The organism is Arthrobacter sp. NPDC057009 (genome assembly GCF_042673905.1).
Classification (GTDB): Bacteria; Actinomycetota; Actinomycetes; order Actinomycetales; family Micrococcaceae; genus Arthrobacter.
The window spans coordinates 25,841-43,377 of sequence record NZ_JBHUSB010000007.1 but is presented as its reverse complement, the minus strand read 5'-3'; the positions used below and the strand labels follow the sequence as shown (position 1 = coordinate 43,377).

Here is a 17,537-nt window from a genome sequence, read left to right as displayed (position 1 = left end):
CTCCCCACCGGCCCCCTCGCCTCGCAAGCTCGGCCAGGGAACCCTGCCGGCGTGGGCCCAGCCCTTTTGGGCACCCACAAGGGCGTTTACGGAGCAATCGATGAGATCCGGCGGTCAGCCGAGCTGGAAGACCGTCGGCGGGCTGACCTTGGCGCCGAGCTTGGCGATGAACACGTAGTACCCGCTGCCGGCAACGGCACCGTCCGGCAGCTTCTCGCAGCCCTGCACCGACCGGTTGCGCGGCCACGGGAAGTTGGCCGTTTCGCTCTTGCCGGGCGCGAGGGTCTTGACGAGGTCGGTGCTGGCAGCCTGGCAGTCGGCGGACGAGAAGACCCGGTCCGAGCCGCTGGTGACCAGGAAGTCCATCTGCGACGTGCCGATGTTCACCTTGCACGGGAGCTTTCCGCCGTTGGTGACCGTGAGGCTCAGTACCGGTTTTTCATCCGCGGCGTAGGACGTCTTGTTGGTGGCCGCCTTGACGGTCACGAGCTTCTGGTCGCAGGCGGGCGAGGCTGAGGGGGTCGCCGAAGGAGTGGCCGACGGCGTTGCGGACTGGGCGGCACCGGTACCTTGCGTTGGGGAATCCTGGGCGGACGATAACTGCCGGGCGCCGCCGAGGAGGCTGGTCAGGGTGGTCACACCACCGGCGATCAGGCCCAGGACCAGCAGCAGCGCCACTCCGGCAAAAAGCCGACGGCGGCGGTACACGGCGGGGCTCGGCTTGCGGACGGCGCGGGACGCCGTTTTCCCTGACACAGTTTTCCCCTGTGCCGTTTTTTGTGCCGCCGGTTTTGGAGACCGGTTCCGGCCCGCGCCGGAGTTCGGAGTGTCTTGCCTGCCCATCTTTCTAGGCTAGGGAACGGCAGGGTTTCTGCGGCGCAACCACGCCGCCCCTGCCCCATCATGTCCAATTCGTGACCCTAATTCGGGTGACAACTGTCAGCACACTTACTAAAATTGAATCCCGGTTACCACTTACCGGGCCGAGTTGGAGAGGACGAAAGATGGTAGATCACGTGTCTGGCGGTCACCTCGAACGCGTCCTTCTGCCGCTGACGTTTGGCAAACATCAGAGCCAGGGGACTGAGTTCACGGTGCTTGCGGTTGAGATTTGGGACACCGGAATCGTGGTGAACCTGCATCTCGCATCAGTCAATGAAGACGAGCCGCAAACCCCCGAAATCGTTGTCCATGACCACTTTGGCACAGAGTACAAGCTGGACGAGGTGGCCACCGTGGGCACCCGCCAGCTGCAGTTCTTTGCGCCCTCTATACCTGAAGGAACGCGCAGCCTGACCATCCGCTCAGTGGATGCGGACAGTGCCGGCTTTGTGGTGGCCCTTGCTGTTCCGGCGCCAAACGGGCGCGGCGGCGAGACCCTGCACGGCCACGTCAGGCGGCTGCCCCCGCGGCAGGAGGGACTGCCTCCTGTGGAACAGGAAGCCAGCTGACGGCACCCGGGCGGGAACCGCCGTCGTGGTTTCCACTAGAGTATTGGCATCAAAACCACAACCGCTTACCCCGAACTAACCGAAATCCATTCCTCCCTGCACAGCTGGTTCGACGCCGAGGCGCGTGACTTGCCGTGGCGGTCCCCGGACTGCCCGCCGTGGGGTGTGCTGGTCAGCGAGATCATGCTGCAGCAGACCCCCGTGGTGCGCGTGCTGCCGGTATGGGAGGAGTGGATGCGCCGGTGGCCGGAGCCTGCCGCGCTGGCCCGGGAACCCGCGGGCGAAGCGGTCCGGGCCTGGGGCCGGCTGGGTTATCCGCGTCGTGCGCTGAGGCTGCACGGGGCGGCAGTCGCCATCGGGCGCGACCACGGCGGCACGGTCCCGTCGGACTATGCCGACCTGCTCGGCCTGCCGGGCGTAGGCAGTTACACGGCCGCCGCCGTCGCCGCCTTTGCCTTCGGGCGCCGCGAGACGGTGGTGGATACCAACATCCGCCGCGTTCACGCACGGCTCTTTTCCGGATCCGCCCTGCCCGCCCCGGCGCTGACCGCCGCGGAGATGCGGCTCGCCGCGGAACTGCTGCCCTCCGACGCCGGCCGTTCAGTCCGCTGGAACGCCTCGGTCATGGAGCTGGGGGCGCTGGTGTGCACTGCACGTTCGCCGAAGTGTTCGGCGTGCCCGGTGCGCGACCGGTGTGCCTGGCTCGCCGCCGGCGAGCCGCCGCCGTCGTACACCCCCAAGGGCCAGGCGTGGCACGGCACCGACCGCCAGGTCCGCGGCGGCGTGATGGCTGTCCTCCGGCTGGCGGACGCGCCGGTGCCGGCGGAGATGTTCCAGCAGGCCCCGGCAGACCTCGGGTTCGAAGCGGCCGGCATCGGCGTGCCGCTGGCAGCGCTGCACCGGCTGAATTGTGCTCCGGAACAGCTGGAACGGGCGCTGGCCGGACTCCTGGCCGACGGCCTCGCCGAACTGCACCAGGGCGGGTACCGGCTGCCCGCGTAGCGGTGTATCCAGCCCCGTACGCGGCCACTGCAGGACCGGCTTTTGATCTCGAATTGGCAGTCGTTCCGGTCCCGGGGGTAACGATGTCTGTACCAGTTTTCCCCTGCGGGTCCGCTCGGTATCGTGCCGGATTTACCCTGAAGTATGGGCAAAACAGGGGTACTTTTGGCCACAATCACGACGACGGTGCTTCTCTCCGGATGCCATGTGTTCGAGGTGGCGTGCCCGGCGATCGCCCAGGCGTCAGGGGTGTCGGTAACGGTTGCGGCCAGCTACGCCCCGGCCGTAAAGGCCCTCCATTTGAAGGCGTGCCAGGACGGCTCGTGCAGGGAGGGTGAGCTGGAGCTGGCGCCGGGCTTCATTTCCGTGGATCAGGGCTGCACCGATGGCTCCAGGCCCGACGGCATCTGCTCCGCGACATCGGAGCCGGACAGAACCAAGCGGGGAATGCTCATGCTGGACGTCCTGACGGAGTCACCGATGGAAGTCACGGCCTCCGGAACGTCCATCGACGGAAGTCCCCTGCCGGTGCGCACGCTGCGCTTCACCCCGGCGGGCGGCTACCCGTTCGGCGAGCAGTGCGGGCGGTTTGTCTCAGCGTCGGTGGTGCTGGATGAGGCCGGACTCCGCCAGGACCGGTAGCTGTACTGACCCGGCCTGCGCGGCCTCAGGGTTCGCCGAAGCCGTCCCTGACCAGGCCCGCCACGTACGCCACGGCGCGCTCGGCGTCGGGCCCGTACGCTTCCACGTGGAGCACCGATCCCTTGCCGGCTGCCAGCGTCATCAGCCCCGTCATGGAGGCACCGTCCACTCCGTTCACCGTGACTTCGGCATCCAGCGCGGACAAGCCGCCGGCTATCTTGGCGGCCGGGCGCGCATGCATTCCGGCCTGGTTAACCAGCTCAAAGTCGCCGCTCGCATCCGGGGCAGCGGGCGCGGCAGCAGCACCGGCAGTCTGTCCGGCAGGGGCGCCGGCGGCGGGGGCGGCAGCAACAGCCGCGGCCCCCACGGCAGCGGGGGCAGCGGCAGGAAGACGCTCTTCGGCCTTGGGACGGGAGGCGGGATAGCCATGCGTGGCCTCGGCGGCCCGGCGAACAGCATGAACGCTTGCACCTCCCTGGGCCGCCACCGCAGCCGCCACGAGGCCCTCCACGATCGGGGCATCGGCGAGAAGCACCGGGGCGTTGCCCTCGGCGAACTCCATGGCCGACTCCGCCGTCATAACGGCCGAGCCGAGATCGGTCAGCACCACCACGCCATCGCCTCCGGCCGCGGATTCCAGCGCAGCCATCACCTTTTCCATGCTGGTGCCGATCCTGCCATCGGACGTTCCGCCGGCCGGCACCATCATCACGTCCGGCGCCATCTGGGCAGCGAGCTCCACCGCGCCGTCGGCTATCTTGTCACTGTGCGAAACCACCACGATCCGCACCGTCATGCGGCAGCTCCCGCAGCGGCGCGGAGAATCAGGGCACTGGATGCCGCTCCGGGGTCCCGGTGGCCCGCGCTTCGCTCCCCCAGGTAGCTGGCCCTGCCCTTGCGCGCCACGAGCGGGTCGGTCGCGACCGCACCCGCCTCGGCAGCCTCCGCGGCGGCGATAAGGACTGCCAGCGTGTCACCGTCGGCGGCGGCAGCAGCGGCTGCGTCAGCGGCCGGAGTCCAGGCATCAACCATCGTCTTGTCGCCTGCCTCGGCCTTTCCGCGGGCCACGATACCGTCCCGCGCCGCTGCGAGTGCCGCGGCGAGCGCCGAGGAATCGACGTCAGCAGCATCCCCAAGTGTGGTTGCGGCCCGCAGGAACGCGGTCCCGTAGAGCGGCCCGGCGGCGCCGCCCACCTTCGACATCAGCGCCATGGCCGTCAGCTTGAGTGCCGCGCCCGGGGTTTCCGGAGGGTTTTCGGCGAGCTTCTCAAGCACCGCCTGGAAGCCGCGGTCCATGTTTTCGCCGTGGTCCGAGTCCCCGATGGCCCGGTCGAGCTCGATGAGTTCCACCCTGTGTTCCGCCATCGCCTGCGCTGACAGCGTGAGCCATTTGACGGCCCAGGTCACGTCCAGTCCCACTGCTACACGCCCCATCGCAGCGCCGGCGTGTGCACAGGCGCATCCCAGAGGGCCGTCATCTCGTCGTCAAGCCGCAGGACGGAGATGGAGCATCCCTGCATCTCGAGGGACGTGATGTAGTTCCCCACGAGGGAGCGCTCCACCGTGACGCCCCGCTCCGCAAGTATCTGGGCGGCCCGGCGGTAGACGATATACAGCTCGCTCAGCGGTGTTCCGCCCATGCCGTTGACGAACAGGAGAACCTTCTCGCCCGACACCGTTCCGAGGTCGCTGAGAACCGGTTCCAGCAGGCGGTCGGTGATGCCGTCGGCATTTTCCAGGGCGATCTTGTGCCGGCCGGGCTCGCCGTGAATGCCGATGCCGATTTCAATCTCGTTGTCCTCGAGGTCAAAGCTCGGTGATCCGGCATGCGGCACCGTGCAGGCTGTGAGTGCCACGCCCATCGTGCGCACATTCCTGTTCACGCGGTCGCCGATGGCCGCCACCGCATCGAGGTCGTCGCCGCGTTCGGCCGCAGCCCCGGCGATTTTCTCCACCAGGACAGTGCCGCCCACTCCCCTGCGGCCCGCCGTGTACAGCGAATCCTCCACTGCGACGTCATCGTTGACGAGTACGGTGCGGACCTCCACGCCCTCGGCCTGGGCCATTTCCGCAGCCGTCTCGAAGTTCAGGACATCGCCGGTGTAGTTCTTGACGATATGGACCACACCGGCACCGGAGTTCACGGCGAGCGTCGCCGGAATGATCTGGTCCGGGGTCGGTGAGGTAAACACGGCACCGGGCACGGCGGCGTCGAGCATGCCGCGGCCCACAAAACCGGCGTGAAGCGGCTCGTGCCCGCTGCCGCCGCCGGACACCAGGCCCACCTTGCCGGCAACGGGGGCATCCTTGCGGGTGACGTACTTCGGGTCGGCGCTGACGGTCACGAGGTCCGCATGGGCAAGTCCGAATCCTTCCACTGATTCATCCACAACAGCGCGGGGGTCATTGATGAGCTTCTTCACGGCTGGCTCCTGGCCTCTCGGTGCTTCATTGACATCGATCAGGATGTGCTTTGACCCTACTACCGGCACCGGCCCGGCGGTAGTTCAGCGCGCGGGCGTCCGCACCGCCGAGGGGACCCAGAAAAGGCTTGGAAGGGATCCGGAAGGGACAGCCCCCAATGCGGTCCCTTCCGTCCCCAAGAGTTTATCCAGCAAGTTTACAAAAGGAAAGCAATGTTACCCGCAGATATTGAACCGGACCTAGAGGGTCCTGATCATCCGCGTGTTGCCGAGCGTATTGGGCTTCACGCGCGCAAGGTCCAGGAACTCGGCCACGCCTTCGTCGTGCGAGCGCAGCAGTTCGGAGTACACCTGCGGGTCCACCGCCGACTGGTCTGCCATCACCTCGAAGCCGTGCCGCTTGAAGAAATCCACCTCGAAGGTCAGGCAGAACACGCGGGAGACGCCCAGGGCTGCGGCCTGCTTCAGGAGGCTTTCAACCAGGACATGGCCCACGCCCTTGCCGCGCCAGGCATCGGAAGCTGCGAGAGTGCGGACCTCGGCCAGGTCCTCCCACATGACGTGCAGGGCGCCGCAGCCGATGACCTCGCCGGCCGCCGACTCGGCGATCAGGAACTCCTGCAGGCTCTCGTAGTACGCCACCGTCTCCTTGGCCATCAGGATCCTCTCTTCGGCGAGTGGCGCCACGAGTCGCTTGATGGCGGCCACATCGCTGGTCCGGGCCGGGCGGATGCTGAAGGAGGAGTCAGTCACAGCCCCATCTTACGGACTGCTGCACTCACGCCCCTGGCAGGGACCAGCAGTGTCAGAGCCCCAGGTCGGCGGGAAGCGGAATGTCCTTGCCGAGGACGTTCCTGGCCAGGAAGTGTTCAACCACGCCATACCAGACCTTGGCATGCTGGGGCTGCAGGATCCAGTGGTTTTCGTCGGGATAGAAGAGGAACCTGTGGCTGGTCTGCCCGTTGCCGTCGGCCGCGAGCCGGGACCTGGACAGCAGCTCGTACCAGAGCCGCAGGCCCTCCCCGATGGGCACGCGGTAGTCCTTGTCGCCGTGGATCACCAGCATGGGCGTCAGGATCTTCTCGACGTGCAGGTGCGGGGAGTTCTCCAGCGCCATTTCCGCCGTCATTTCCTTGAGCCAGTACTGCGATGCGTCCGTGGTGGGGCCGAACTGGTCCAGCGCCCACAGGCTGGCGTGGGTCACGATCGCCTTGAACCGGTCCGTCTGGCCGGCCACCCAGTTCGCCATGTAGCCGCCGAACGAGCCTCCCATCGCCGCCGTCCGGCTTTCGTCGATATCCGGCCGCTGCACCACTGAGTCCGTGATGGCCATGAGGTCCGTGTACGGCGCCTTGCCCCAGCCGCCCCAGCCCCGCTGGATGTATTCCTGGCCGTACCCCGTTGACAGCGCAGGGTCCGGCAGGAGAACGGCGTAGCCCCGGGCAGTGAGCAGCCACGGGTTCCAGCGCCAGGTCCAGGCATTCCAGGAGCCCAGGGGACCGCCGTGGATCCAGAGCAGCAGCGGCGCGGGGTTCCCGGCAGAAGCCCCGGCGGGCAGGGCCAGGTAGGCAGGCACCCGGGTGCCGTCGGCCGCCGTCGTCTCCACCCGCTCCAGCGACCCCGCGGTCTGCGGCCGCCCAGCCGGCGACGGCAGCCGCGTGACGTCCCCGGTGGCGAGGTCGATCCTGACGGGCTCGGCCGGAAACTCGTAAGAGCTGCGCAGCGCGTAGGCGCTGCGCCCGTCGGGTGAAACGACCACGTCGGTGTAGGCCGCCGCATCCGGCGTCACCCTGGTGACGCTCCCCCGGGCGGCACCTGCCGCAGCGCTCACGCTGAAAACCGGCGACGCGCCGTCGTCGTCTGCCGTGACCAGGAGTGCAGAGCCGTCCGGGAGCCAGGCCTCAGGGTGGGCCCACCGGTCCCAGTCATGCGCCAGGGGCTGCAGGTCTTCCGGCCCGGCCCCACTGGACACGTCGAGGAGGTGGAGCTTGACCTGCGGGGCCTGCTGCGGGGTCGTGTCGCTTTCGCTGAGGACGGCGAGAGTGCCGCCGTCCGGGCTGACCGGTCCCGGGAAGTAGTTCATGCCTTCCTCGTCGAGGAGGATCCTCAAGTTGCCGGTGGCAACGTCAACCGCGGCGAGCACCGAGCGCAGGTCCGCCTTCGGCAGCGGCTTGACCAGGCTGGTGTAGATGGTCTTGCCGTCCGGGCTGACCACCGAGACAGCCTCGCGGAGCCGGGAACCCACCTGCGGGGTGAGGTTGCGCAGCGTGAGGGGTGCTGCGCTGTCCACGGTGGCGGGTTTCCCCGGTTCCTGATCCGTCCCGGGCTCCACGGCGAAGAGCCGGGGCTGGGCAGGGCCGAGGTCAGCGTCCCAGTAGCGCACCGGGTATTCACTGTGCAGGATGGCCGCCACTCTGTTGTCCTTGCGGCTTTTGCGGCGCTCGGCGTCGTCGTCCTCGTCCCTGGAGCCGGCGAGGACGGTGGCGGTGACGAAGGCGGCGTTGGCGTCCCTGGCGGCCATGACCTTGTCCACGCCGCCTGGCCTGGAGAGCACCACGCGCGCCTCGCCGCCGCCGGCGGGGAGCACCCAAAGCGCGCTGACGGGGTCGCCGTCGGCTTCCTTCTCCGGATCCGGCCTGGCGGAGGTGAAGTAGACGTCGCCGTTGGCCGCGAACGCGGCGCCGGCTTCGCCCTTGGCGCTGCGGGTGATCCTCCGGGCCTGGTTCGCACCTGCCGGGTCCACCTCCCACAGAGCCGAAACGTATTCGGTGCCCTTGCTGTTGAGCGTGGCGACGGCGGTCACCAGCCGCTGGCCGTCGGGGCTGAGGGCCAGGCCACTGACGCGCGGGATCGCCAGGTAGTGGTCGAGGTCATGGAAAGGGGTAGCCGGTTGCTCGCGCAGGGTCGCTGCATCTTCAGTTGACATGTGCTGATTCAACACCGGCTGTGCGGTGGATCACAGGCCGGTTCACTATTAGTGAAACAGTACTTTCAGAACTGCGCGCTCCGCCCCGTCGGCCATCTGACGGCGGCCCAAACAGCAGGAGGCCCCGCCGGCCCCTTTCGGGGGCGGGCAGGGCCTCTTGGCGCTGGAGTGCGGCTGTTGTCCTGGAGCTAGGCGCTGGGCGCGATCTCCGGGATGCGCGGCTTGGCGTTGCCGGCGAAGGTGAACTTCGCGTCGTCGCCCTCGCCGTCCACGTCCACCACCACGATGTCGCCGGAGTGCAGCTCGCCGAAGAGGATCTTCTCGGAGAGCTGGTCCTCGATCTCGCGCTGGATGGTACGGCGCAGCGGCCGGGCACCCATGGCGGGATCGTAGCCGCGGGTGGCCAGGAGCACCTTGGCTGCCTTGGTCAGCTCGATGCCCATGTCCTTGTCCTTGAGGCGCTTCTCGAGGCGGGTCACGAACAGGTCCACGATCTCGATGATCTCGTCCTGCGTCAGCTGCGGGAACACCACGACGTCGTCAACACGGTTGAGGAACTCGGGGCGGAAGTGCTGCTTGAGCTCCTCCGTGACCCGGGCGCGCATCCGGTTGTAGCCGGTCTGGGTGTCCGTGCCGGACTGGAAACCGGTGGCAACACTCTTGGAGATGTCCCGGGTTCCGAGGTTGGTGGTCATGATGATCACGGTGTTCTTGAAGTCCACCACGCGGCCCTGGGAGTCGGTCAGGCGGCCGTCTTCCAGGATCTGCAGCAGCGAGTTGAAGAGGTCCGCGTGGGCCTTCTCCACTTCATCGAACAGAACCACGGAGAACGGACGGCGGCGGACCTTCTCCGTCAGCTGTCCGCCCTCTTCGTAGCCGACGTAGCCCGGAGGGGCACCGAAGAGACGCGACACCGTGTGCTTCTCCGAGTACTCGGACATGTCCAGGGTGATCAGGGCGTCCTCTTCACCGAACAGGAACTCGGCGAGGGCCTTGGCCAGCTCGGTCTTGCCGACGCCGGTGGGGCCGGCGAAGATGAACGAACCGCCCGGACGCTTGGGGTCCTTCAGTCCGGCACGCGTGCGGCGGATGGCCTGGGACAGCGCCTTGATGGCCTCGTCCTGGCCGACGACGCGCTTGTGCAGCTCGTCTTCCATCTTCAGCAGGCGCGAGGATTCCTCCTCGGTCAGCTTGAAGACCGGAATGCCCGTGGAGTTCGCGAGGACTTCTGCGATCAGGTCCTCATCCACCTCGGAGATGTCGTCCATGCCGCCGGTCTTCCAGTGGCGTTCCTTCTCGGAGCGCTCGGTGATGAGCTTCTGCTCCTTGTCGCGCAGCGCGGCAGCACCTTCGAAGTCCTGCGCGTCAATCGCGGACTCCTTCTCCATCTTCAGCTCGGAGATGCGCTCGTCCATCTCCTTGAGCTCCGGCGGGGCGGTCATGCGGCGGATGCGCAGCCGGGCACCGGCTTCATCGATGAGGTCGATCGCCTTGTCCGGCAGGAACCGGTCCGAGATGTAGCGTTCGGACAGGTTCGCGGCCGAGGCGAGGGCGCCGTCGGTGATGGTGACGCGGTGGTGGGCCTCGTAACGGTCCCGCAGGCCTTTGAGGATCTCGATTGCGTGCGCAACCGACGGCTCCTTGACCTGGATCGGCTGGAAGCGGCGCTCGAGGGCCGCATCCTTCTCGATGTGCTTGCGGTACTCGTCCAGGGTGGTGGCACCGATGGTCTGCAGCTCGCCGCGGGCCAGCATCGGCTTCAGGATCGAGGCCGCGTCGATGGCTCCTTCGGCGGCACCGGCACCCACCAGGGTGTGGATCTCGTCAATGAAGAGGATGATGTCGCCACGGGTGCGGATTTCCTTGAGGACCTTCTTCAGGCGCTCTTCGAAGTCACCGCGGTAGCGGGAGCCGGCCACGAGGGAACCAAGGTCCAGCGTGTACAGCTGCTTGTCCTTGATGGTCTCGGGGACGTCGCCGCGCACGATCGCCTGGGCAAGGCCTTCAACGACGGCGGTCTTGCCGACGCCGGGCTCGCCGATCAGCACGGGGTTGTTCTTGGTGCGGCGGGAAAGGACCTGCATGACGCGTTCCATTTCCTGCTCGCGTCCGATGACAGGGTCCAGCTTGTTCTCGCGGGCAGCCTGCGTCAGGTTCCGGCCGAACTGGTCCAGCACGACGGAGCCGGCGGGGGTACCTTCTGCCTGGCTCTGGCCGACGCCGGCCCCGGTGGTCTCTTTGCCCTGGTAGCCGGAGAGCAGCTGAATGACCTGCTGGCGGACCCGGTTGAGGTCGGCACCGAGCTTCACCAGCACCTGCGCGGCCACACCCTCACCCTCGCGGATGAGTCCCAGCAGGATGTGCTCCGTGCCGATGTAGTTGTGGCCAAGCTGCAGGGCTTCGCGCAGCGAAAGCTCCAGCACCTTCTTTGCACGCGGCGTGAAGGGGATGTGGCCGGAGGGAGCCTGCTGGCCCTGGCCGATAATCTCCTGCACCTGCTCGCGGACGCCGTCGAGCGAAATGCTCAAGGACTCAAGAGCTTTGGCGGCAACGCCCTCACCTTCGTGGATCAGACCCAAGAGGATGTGTTCGGTACCAATGTAATTGTGGTTCAGCATGCGTGCCTCTTCTTGGGCAAGCACAACTACGCGACGGGCACGGTCCGTAAATCGCTCAAACATTTCGCCACACTCCCTAGCTACGACGTACTTTGATGCTACGTGGGGGAAGCACGACTTGGGGAGCTTGTTCGCCACAGGGGAAACCGGGGGCCTTGCACAGTTCCACGGAGCTGCCGTATCGGCCTCGCCACTGGGACACCCGGACGGGCCCGGCAAGCTCCGCCCGTGCCGGCGCCCTTTATATTGCTTCCGGGCAGATTGCTCCCGGGATCCCGTGTCCGAAATCACCCTGCAGCGATTGTCCAGGTTTCATGGTGCTGCCGCTGTTTTGGAAATCAGCCGGATTCCCCGGGTCCGATTCCCTGCGGGACAGGATGTCCCATTCACCAGTCCGGCAGAGGCGCTTAGCCACAAATCGGCGAGGCTCCCGACAAAATGCGCCGGGCGCTGTCCGGCGAAAGAGACTGGCTAAAGAGACCGGCTAAAGATCCGGTTAAAGCGCAGCGCCCCCGCAAATCCGGGGGCGCAACACATATGCTCAGAACTTTTTGTGCACTAACTGGTTGTCAGGGCGCCGGGCTAGGAATTGGCCTTTTGGTAGGCTTCCTGGATTTCCGCCTGAATGCGGCCGCGCGCGTTTACGGTGTAACCGTGGTCCCGCGCCCACTGGCGTATCTGGGCAGAGTCCTGGCTGCGTCCACCCTGTGCTTTGACACGGGCAGGACGGCCGCCTGATGTTTTGCGGCCGGCTGAAACAAAGCGTTCCAGTGATGACCGCAGTTCTGAAGCATTGGCAGCGGACAGGTCAATTTCATAACCGACGCCATCCAGGCCGAAGCGAACGGTTTCGTCCGCGGATCCCCCATCCAGATCGTCCACGAGGACGATATTAACTTTCTGTGCCATCAAAAATCTCTCTTTTGGAAAGGACGTGTAATCAGAAAAGCAGGATGTTTCCACCTAAAGTATCTCCCCCAATAAGGCAACGCGTCAAAACGCGCAATGGTTCCTTGGGGATAACCGGGGGCTTTAGAAAGTCACCTGCTATTTGTCTGATTCGGCCGGAGGCTCGGGGGAATCGTCTCCGGCTGCCCTCTGCGCATCAGCCTCAGCCTGGGCATCGGCTTCCGCCTGCGCGCGGGCTTCGGCCTGGCGTTCTGCCTTGTCCGCGTTAAAGATCGACTTCATGGCAAACCAAAAGAGCAGGCCAACCACCACCGAGGGAAGCAGTACGGCGATGTAGTCCATGATCAGTGGCCTTCGGGCTTGAGCAGCGGGAAGAGAATGGTTTCGCGGATGCCTGCGCCGGTAAAGAGCATGACCAGGCGGTCGATGCCCAGGCCGATGCCGCCCATGGGAGGTGCACCGTATTCCAGGGCGCGGAGGAAGTCCTCATCCAACTGCATGGCCTCGGCATCGCCGGCGGCGGCGTGCATGGACTGCTCGGTGAGGCGTTCGCGCTGGATGACCGGGTCAATGAGCTCGGAGAAGGCCGTGCCGCGCTCCATGCCGCCGATGATCAGGTCCCAGGCCTCGATCAGGCGGCCGTCCTCGCGGTGCGGGCGGGCCAGCGGCTGGGCAGACGGCGGGTAGTCGTAGACAAAAGTGGGGTTCAGCAGGGTGGGCTCGACGATTTCGCCGAACAGCTCCACGGCCAGCTTCTCTGCATCCCATTTCGGGTCGACCTTGACCTCGTGCTTCTCGGCCACGGCGCGCAGTTCCTCGAGCGGGGTGTCGGGGGTGATCTCCTGGCCCACCGCTTCGGAAAGTCCCGGGTAAACAGCCACCCAGGCCCAGTCGCCGTCGAGGTTGATCTCTCCGGCTTCAGTCTGCAGTACCCGTCCAGCGCCCACAGCATCCGCGGCGTCCAGGATGATCTCCTTGATGCGCTCGGCCATGACGAACTGGTCCGCCCAGGCCTCGTAGCACTCAAGCGTGGTGAATTCGGGGCTGTGGGTGGAGTCCACGCCCTCGTTGCGGAACACCCGGCCCATGTCGTAGACGCGGTCGATGCCGCCGACCACTGCGCGCTTGAGGTACAGCTCGGTTGCGATGCGCAGGGTCATCTTCTGGTCGAACGCGTTCATGTGCGTTTCGAACGGACGCGCCAGCGCGCCGCCGTGGACCAGCTGCAGGATGGGCGTTTCCACCTCAACGTAGCTGTGGCGGAAGAGGGTCTCGCGGATGGAGCGGGTGATGGCGGCGCGGGTGTACACCATCTCGCGGGCCTCATCGCGGACCATCAGGTCCACGTAACGCTGGCGCACGCGGGTTTCCTCGTTGAGCTCGGCGTGCAGCACCGGCAGCGGGCGCAGTGCCTTGGACGCCATGGACCAGGAGTCGGCCATGACGGAGAGTTCACCGCGGCGCGACGAGATGACTTCGCCCTGGATGAAAACGTGGTCGCCCAGGTCAACCAGGGCCTTCCAGTCGGCGAGGGCCTCCTCGCCCACGTTCGCCAGGCTGAGCATGGCCTGCAGCCGTGTGCCCTTGCCGTCCGTGCCGCCTTCCTGCAGCGTGGCGAAGCACAGCTTGCCGGTGTTGCGGACAAACACGACACGCCCGGTGACGCCCACGACGTCGCCGGTGGTCTCGTCGGCCTGCAGGTGCGCGTACTTTTCACGGATCTCGCTGAGTGAGTGCGTGCGCTCAACACCCACCGGGTACGCTTCCTGCCCGCGTTCGATCAGCTTGGCGCGCTTGTCCATGCGGATGCGCATCTGTTCGCTGGCGTCGAGCGGTTCCGGGGCGTTCTTCGGGGCGGGGGTGTTTTGGGAAGTCACAGTCACCAAGTTTACCGGGACTTCCCGCCTCGGCGTTCGGCACCCCGGCGCCCTGGAATTTTCGTCCGGTTCTCCGCCAGGGGTGGGGCATAGACTCAGGTGGTGGAGACCTGGACAGTTGAGACGGACGACGACGGCGGCCGGCTTGAGGTGCACTCCTTCCGGCCCGCCACACTCACCACAGTCAACGGCGGTACCGCCGACGGCACCACAGCCCAGGGCGACCCGCCCCCGGCGGCGGCTCCCGGCGTCGTACTTATCCACGGAACGCTGGTGACCGACCAGCTGTACCGCCCGTTCGCCCGCAACCTGAGCTTCCTCCTGAGCCGGCCCGTCCACTGCTACAACCGGCGCGGCCGCGGCCGTTCCGCGGAGCAGCCGGACGACTATTCCGTGCAGACCGAGATCCGGGACCTCGCCGCCGTGATGAAGGAGACGGGGTCCGAGGACGTGGTGGCGCACAGCTACGGCGGCTTCGTGGCGCTCCAGGCGGCACGCGAGATGCCGCTGCGCCGGCTGGTCACGTACGACGCCGCGGTGTCCCTCTCCGGCAACCTGCACCACCGCTGGCGGCCGGAACTGGAGCAGGCCGTGACGGACGGGCAGCTCAACCACGCCTGGGCACACCTGGTCCAGGGCCTGGCGACGGCCGGCCCGCTCTCCTACCTGCCCCTCGGCGCCCTGCGGATGCTGAGCATCATGTCCGCCCGGACCAACGTCGGCTCCGAAATGCGGGAACTGCTACCAACGGCCGTGAAGGAGATGCGGGCGGTGCTCGATGCCGATGCCGAGCTCGCGGATTTCGTGGAACTGGCCACCCCCACGCTGATGCTCAGTGGCGGCTGGAGCCCGGGATATTTTTCCGATACCGGCAGGCAGCTGGCCTCGGCGGTGCCGGCGATCGATTTCGCCGTGGTTCCAGGACAGCTGCACGAAGGGCCGATCCGGCCGGGGAAGCGCCTGGCCATCCGGATCGCGCGCTTTCTGAACGGGACGGACGGGACCATCACTCCGTGGAGCCGGAAGCGGCGGCGCCGCTAGGTCAACACGTCCGGTGGCAGGTGCAGTCCGGCTGTCAGCACACGCCGGCCTCCGATAGGCTCGGAACATGACTCGCGAGATCATCAGCACCCCCGACGGCGGCAAGCTTGAGCTGTTCAGCACGGGCGAAGCGCTGGCCTCGGCCGGATCCGGCGTCGTGGTCGTCATCTCTTCCATGGTCACGGCTTCCGATTACACGAGGTTCGCGCAGCGGCTCAGCGCCGAACTCGGCCGGCCGGTCCACACCTTCAACCGCCGCGGACGGGGCGCCTCCTCGGAACAGCAGGGCGACTACACCCTGGACGTCGACATCCGCGACCTCGACACCGTCATGAAGCACACGGACAGCACGGATGTGTTCGGGCACAGCTTCGGCGGGGCCGTGGCCCTTCACGCCGCGCGGACGCTGCCTGTGGAACGGCTTGCGGTCTACGATCCTGCTGTGTCCGTGAACCACAGCGTCACGGCCGACTGGACCGTCGAGTACGAGCGTGCCACGGCGGCCGGAGACGATGACCGCGCCCTCGCCGTCCTGCAGCGCGGGCTCGAGGCCGCGGGTCCGTTCTCGTCCCGCATGCCCCTGTCCATGCTGACCCTGGCCAACCGGCTCACTGCAGGTACGTCCATGGGCAAGCAGCAGCGGGAAATGATGCGCACGGGCGTCCGTGAAATCAAGGCCATCGTCGCGGCGGACATGCCGGCCGAGCCGTTCCTCCAGCTGCCGCTGGAAACCCTCATCATCGTCGGCGAGAAGAGCCCGGCCTACTTCGGCGTGGCCTGCGGGCAGATCCACGACGTCCTTTCCGGCTCCAGCTACACCATCCTGCCGGGCTTCGGGCACGACGGCGTCATCCGCGCCCCGGACAAGCTCATCACCGAACTCAGCGAGTTCTTCGCCGGCTGACCCAGCAGCGCGAACGTACAGTTAAGGCCCCTTTTCCACCGGGAATTGGGGCCTTAACTGTACGTTCGCGCCAGTGGCTGGAGCGACTCAGGGGGTTTGGGACCGCCTAGTGGGCCGCGGGCGCTCCTTCGGCGCCAGCCGTCTTGCGCATCATCGTGGAAAGAACGACGGCGGCAACGGCGATGACGGTTGCCGTCAGGAACGCTGCGCTCATGCCCGCGACGAGGCCGGAGCCCGCGGAAACAAAGGCGAAGATGGACACCAGCAGCGCCGTGCCCGCCGCGCCGGCGACCTGCTGCAGCGTGCTCATGATGGCCGAGCCGTGGGAGTACAGGTGTGGCGGCAGCGGGTTCAGCCCGGTGGTGAACGCGGGCGTAAAGAGCAGCGCCAGCCCGAAACTGAGCCCCACGTGCAGGGTGACGATCCACCAGACCGGAGTGCCGGCGTCGAGCATCGCGAACTGCCACAGCGTCAGGACCATGAGCGATGAACCGGTGACAGTGAGCGGCAGCGGCCCCACCTTGTCGAACAGGCGGCCGATCACCGGGCCGAGCAGGCCCATGGCAAGGCCGCCGGGCAGCAGGGCCAGACCGGTCTCGAGGGACTGCAGGCCGCGGATTTCCTGCAGGTACAGCGGCAGCAGGATCACGGCGCCGAACAAAGCCACCATGGACACGACCATCAGCAGCACGGAAACCGTGAACATCCGGAGGTTGAATGCCCGCAGGTCCAGCAGCGGGGCCCCGGACTTCTGCAGCCGGAGCTGGCGGAACGTGAAGGCGGCCAGGCCGGCGACGCCGACAACCAGCGCAACCACGGCAAGGGTGCTCGGGCCGCTGCCGCCGCCATGGCCGCCGCCGATCTGGCTGAGGCCGTAGACGAAGCCGCCGAAGGCCGGAACCGTCAGCACCACGGAGAAGAAGTCGAGCCGGGTCTTCTCCGTCTCACCGACATTGGTGAGGAACCTGGCACCAATCGCCAGGGCCGCCAGCGCGATGGGCAGGACGAAGATGAACATGAAGCGCCAGGAGAAGTGCTGCAGGATGAACCCGGAGACGGTGGGGCCCATGGCCGGTGCCACCGAGATGGCGATGCTGACGTTGCCCATCACGGCGCCGCGGCGGGCCAGCGGGACCAGCGTGAGGATGGTGGTCATCAGCAGCGGAAGCATGATGGCGGTGCCGCCGGCCTGGATGATCCGTGCCAGCAGGAGAATCTCGAAGCCCGGTGCCGCCGCGGCGAGCGCCGTACCGCCGGCAAACAGGCCCATCGCCAGGAGGAACACCGACCGCGTGGACAGCCGCTGGAGGATGAATCCGGTGGTCGGAATCACCACGGCCATGGTCAGCATGAACCCGGTCGCGAGCCACTGGACCGTGGGCGCATCCACACGCAGGTCCACCATGAGGCGCTGCAGGGCGACGTTCATGATGGTTTCGTTCAGGATCACCACGAACGTGGCCACCAGCAGCGTGACAATGACCGTCACGGACTCGCGGGACATTTTGTCCGACGGCGGTGCTGCCGCCGGGGACGGTGCTGCATTCGACGGCGGCCCTGCGGCTGCGGATGCAACGGGAGCTGCGGGCTCCGGGACGGGTTCGCCAGACGACGTGGATGTGACTTTGGTAGACATGGCGAGGCCCTCGGGGAGTTGGAAGTGGGTGGCTGCGGTCAGCGCCGCTGCAGACTCCAACAGTGTAGTGGCCCCGCACATTCCCGGCACGCTGCCCATTCCCCGTAA

At 66.8% G+C, this 17,537-nt stretch carries 16 protein-coding genes; 5 read left to right on the top strand and 11 right to left on the bottom strand.

Annotated features, from left to right (window positions below; genetic code table 11):
* Positions 1 to 114: 114 nt before the first annotated feature.
* Positions 115 to 843 carry a hypothetical protein gene (locus ACFTR6_RS09300; protein WP_087873353.1) on the bottom strand — a complete coding sequence of 243 codons (729 nt, stop codon included), beginning with the start codon at positions 841 to 843 and terminating at the stop codon, positions 115 to 117.
* 161 nt (positions 844 to 1,004) lie between these two features.
* On the opposite strand from ACFTR6_RS09300, the gene ACFTR6_RS09295 reads away from it, so the two are divergent.
* The 3 genes from ACFTR6_RS09295 (at position 1,005) to ACFTR6_RS09285 (ending at position 3,095) form a co-directional block, all read left to right on the top strand.
* Entirely contained in the window at positions 1,005 to 1,451 is a 447-nt protein-coding gene (locus ACFTR6_RS09295; RefSeq protein ID WP_140416535.1) for a hypothetical protein, read from the top strand.
* A 165-nt stretch (positions 1,452 to 1,616) separates the two neighbouring features.
* On the top strand, positions 1,617 to 2,453 hold the full coding sequence (locus ACFTR6_RS09290) for an A/G-specific adenine glycosylase (RefSeq protein WP_236783202.1): 837 nt from the start codon (positions 1,617 to 1,619) through the stop codon (positions 2,451 to 2,453).
* 144 nt (positions 2,454 to 2,597) lie between these two features.
* Positions 2,598 to 3,095, top strand: a complete 498-nt coding sequence (locus ACFTR6_RS09285; RefSeq protein WP_377957688.1) for a hypothetical protein — start codon at positions 2,598 to 2,600, stop codon at positions 3,093 to 3,095.
* A 25-nt stretch (positions 3,096 to 3,120) separates the two neighbouring features.
* Here ACFTR6_RS09285 and dhaM read toward each other — a convergent pair whose 3' ends face one another.
* The 9 genes from dhaM to lysS form a co-directional block, all read right to left on the bottom strand.
* The gene (dhaM, locus tag ACFTR6_RS09280) at positions 3,121 to 3,891 is read right to left on the bottom strand and encodes a dihydroxyacetone kinase phosphoryl donor subunit DhaM (protein ID WP_076799167.1); all 771 of its coding nucleotides are present in this window, start codon (positions 3,889 to 3,891) and stop codon (positions 3,121 to 3,123) included.
* Entirely contained in the window at positions 3,888 to 4,514 is a 627-nt protein-coding gene (dhaL, locus tag ACFTR6_RS09275; RefSeq protein ID WP_076799168.1) for a dihydroxyacetone kinase subunit DhaL, read from the bottom strand. Before dhaL ends, dhaM begins: the two co-directional genes overlap by 4 nt.
* 2 nt (positions 4,515 to 4,516) lie before the next feature.
* Positions 4,517 to 5,518 (bottom strand): dihydroxyacetone kinase subunit DhaK, encoded by a 1,002-nt coding sequence (gene dhaK / locus ACFTR6_RS09270; RefSeq protein WP_076799169.1) that lies wholly within the window; start codon positions 5,516 to 5,518, stop codon positions 4,517 to 4,519.
* Between the two features lie 240 nt (positions 5,519 to 5,758).
* Positions 5,759 to 6,271, bottom strand: a complete 513-nt coding sequence (locus ACFTR6_RS09265; protein WP_076799170.1) for an amino-acid N-acetyltransferase — start codon at positions 6,269 to 6,271, stop codon at positions 5,759 to 5,761.
* A gap of 52 nt (positions 6,272 to 6,323) precedes the next feature.
* On the bottom strand, positions 6,324 to 8,444 hold the full coding sequence (locus tag ACFTR6_RS09260; protein ID WP_377957687.1) for a prolyl oligopeptidase family serine peptidase: 2,121 nt from the start codon (positions 8,442 to 8,444) through the stop codon (positions 6,324 to 6,326).
* Between the two features lie 188 nt (positions 8,445 to 8,632).
* A complete protein-coding gene (locus ACFTR6_RS09255; RefSeq protein WP_087873346.1) occupies positions 8,633 to 11,125 on the bottom strand; it encodes an ATP-dependent Clp protease ATP-binding subunit in 2,493 nt (830 codons plus the stop codon).
* 519 nt (positions 11,126 to 11,644) lie between these two features.
* A complete protein-coding gene (locus tag ACFTR6_RS09250) occupies positions 11,645 to 11,971 on the bottom strand; it encodes an Lsr2 family protein (protein WP_076799173.1) in 327 nt (108 codons plus the stop codon).
* Positions 11,972 to 12,109: 138 nt separating this feature from the next.
* Complete coding sequence (locus tag ACFTR6_RS09245) at positions 12,110 to 12,313, bottom strand: hypothetical protein (protein WP_076799174.1); 204 nt, start codon at positions 12,311 to 12,313, stop codon at positions 12,110 to 12,112.
* A gap of 2 nt (positions 12,314 to 12,315) precedes the next feature.
* Positions 12,316 to 13,848 (bottom strand): lysine--tRNA ligase, encoded by a 1,533-nt coding sequence (gene lysS / locus ACFTR6_RS09240; RefSeq protein ID WP_172804266.1) that lies wholly within the window; start codon positions 13,846 to 13,848, stop codon positions 12,316 to 12,318.
* A 102-nt stretch (positions 13,849 to 13,950) separates the two neighbouring features.
* On the opposite strand from lysS, the gene ACFTR6_RS09235 reads away from it, so the two are divergent.
* Positions 13,951 to 14,889: an alpha/beta fold hydrolase gene (locus tag ACFTR6_RS09235; protein WP_076803609.1), complete on the top strand. Its 939-nt coding sequence runs from the start codon at positions 13,951 to 13,953 to the stop codon at positions 14,887 to 14,889.
* 67 nt (positions 14,890 to 14,956) lie between these two features.
* Positions 14,957 to 15,793, top strand: coding sequence for an alpha/beta fold hydrolase (locus tag ACFTR6_RS09230; RefSeq protein WP_076799176.1), 837 nt, complete (start codon positions 14,957 to 14,959; stop codon positions 15,791 to 15,793).
* 106 nt (positions 15,794 to 15,899) lie between these two features.
* Here the strand turns inward: ACFTR6_RS09230 and ACFTR6_RS09225 are convergent, their stop codons facing one another.
* On the bottom strand, positions 15,900 to 17,429 hold the full coding sequence (locus ACFTR6_RS09225; RefSeq protein WP_377957686.1) for a DHA2 family efflux MFS transporter permease subunit: 1,530 nt from the start codon (positions 17,427 to 17,429) through the stop codon (positions 15,900 to 15,902).
* Positions 17,430 to 17,537: the final 108 nt, after the last annotated feature.

Excerpts from the sequence above, each read along its gene's own strand:
- ACFTR6_RS09300 (WP_087873353.1), bottom strand. The coding sequence starts at position 843 with ATGGGCAGGCAAGACACTCCGAACTCCGGCGCGGGCCGGAACCGGTCT.
- ACFTR6_RS09295 (WP_140416535.1), top strand. The coding sequence starts at position 1,005 with ATGGTAGATCACGTGTCTGGCGGTCACCTCGAACGCGTCCTTCTGCCG.
- ACFTR6_RS09285 (WP_377957688.1), top strand. The coding sequence starts at position 2,598 with ATGGGCAAAACAGGGGTACTTTTGGCCACAATCACGACGACGGTGCTT.
- dhaM (WP_076799167.1), bottom strand. The coding sequence starts at position 3,891 with ATGACGGTGCGGATCGTGGTGGTTTCGCACAGTGACAAGATAGCCGAC.
- ACFTR6_RS09260 (WP_377957687.1), bottom strand. The coding sequence starts at position 8,444 with ATGTCAACTGAAGATGCAGCGACCCTGCGCGAGCAACCGGCTACCCCT.
- ACFTR6_RS09255 (WP_087873346.1), bottom strand. The coding sequence starts at position 11,125 with ATGTTTGAGCGATTTACGGACCGTGCCCGTCGCGTAGTTGTGCTTGCC.
- ACFTR6_RS09250 (WP_076799173.1), bottom strand. The coding sequence starts at position 11,971 with ATGGCACAGAAAGTTAATATCGTCCTCGTGGACGATCTGGATGGGGGA.
- ACFTR6_RS09245 (WP_076799174.1), bottom strand. The coding sequence starts at position 12,313 with ATGGACTACATCGCCGTACTGCTTCCCTCGGTGGTGGTTGGCCTGCTC.
- ACFTR6_RS09230 (WP_076799176.1), top strand. The coding sequence starts at position 14,957 with ATGACTCGCGAGATCATCAGCACCCCCGACGGCGGCAAGCTTGAGCTG.
- ACFTR6_RS09225 (WP_377957686.1), bottom strand. The coding sequence starts at position 17,429 with ATGTCTACCAAAGTCACATCCACGTCGTCTGGCGAACCCGTCCCGGAG.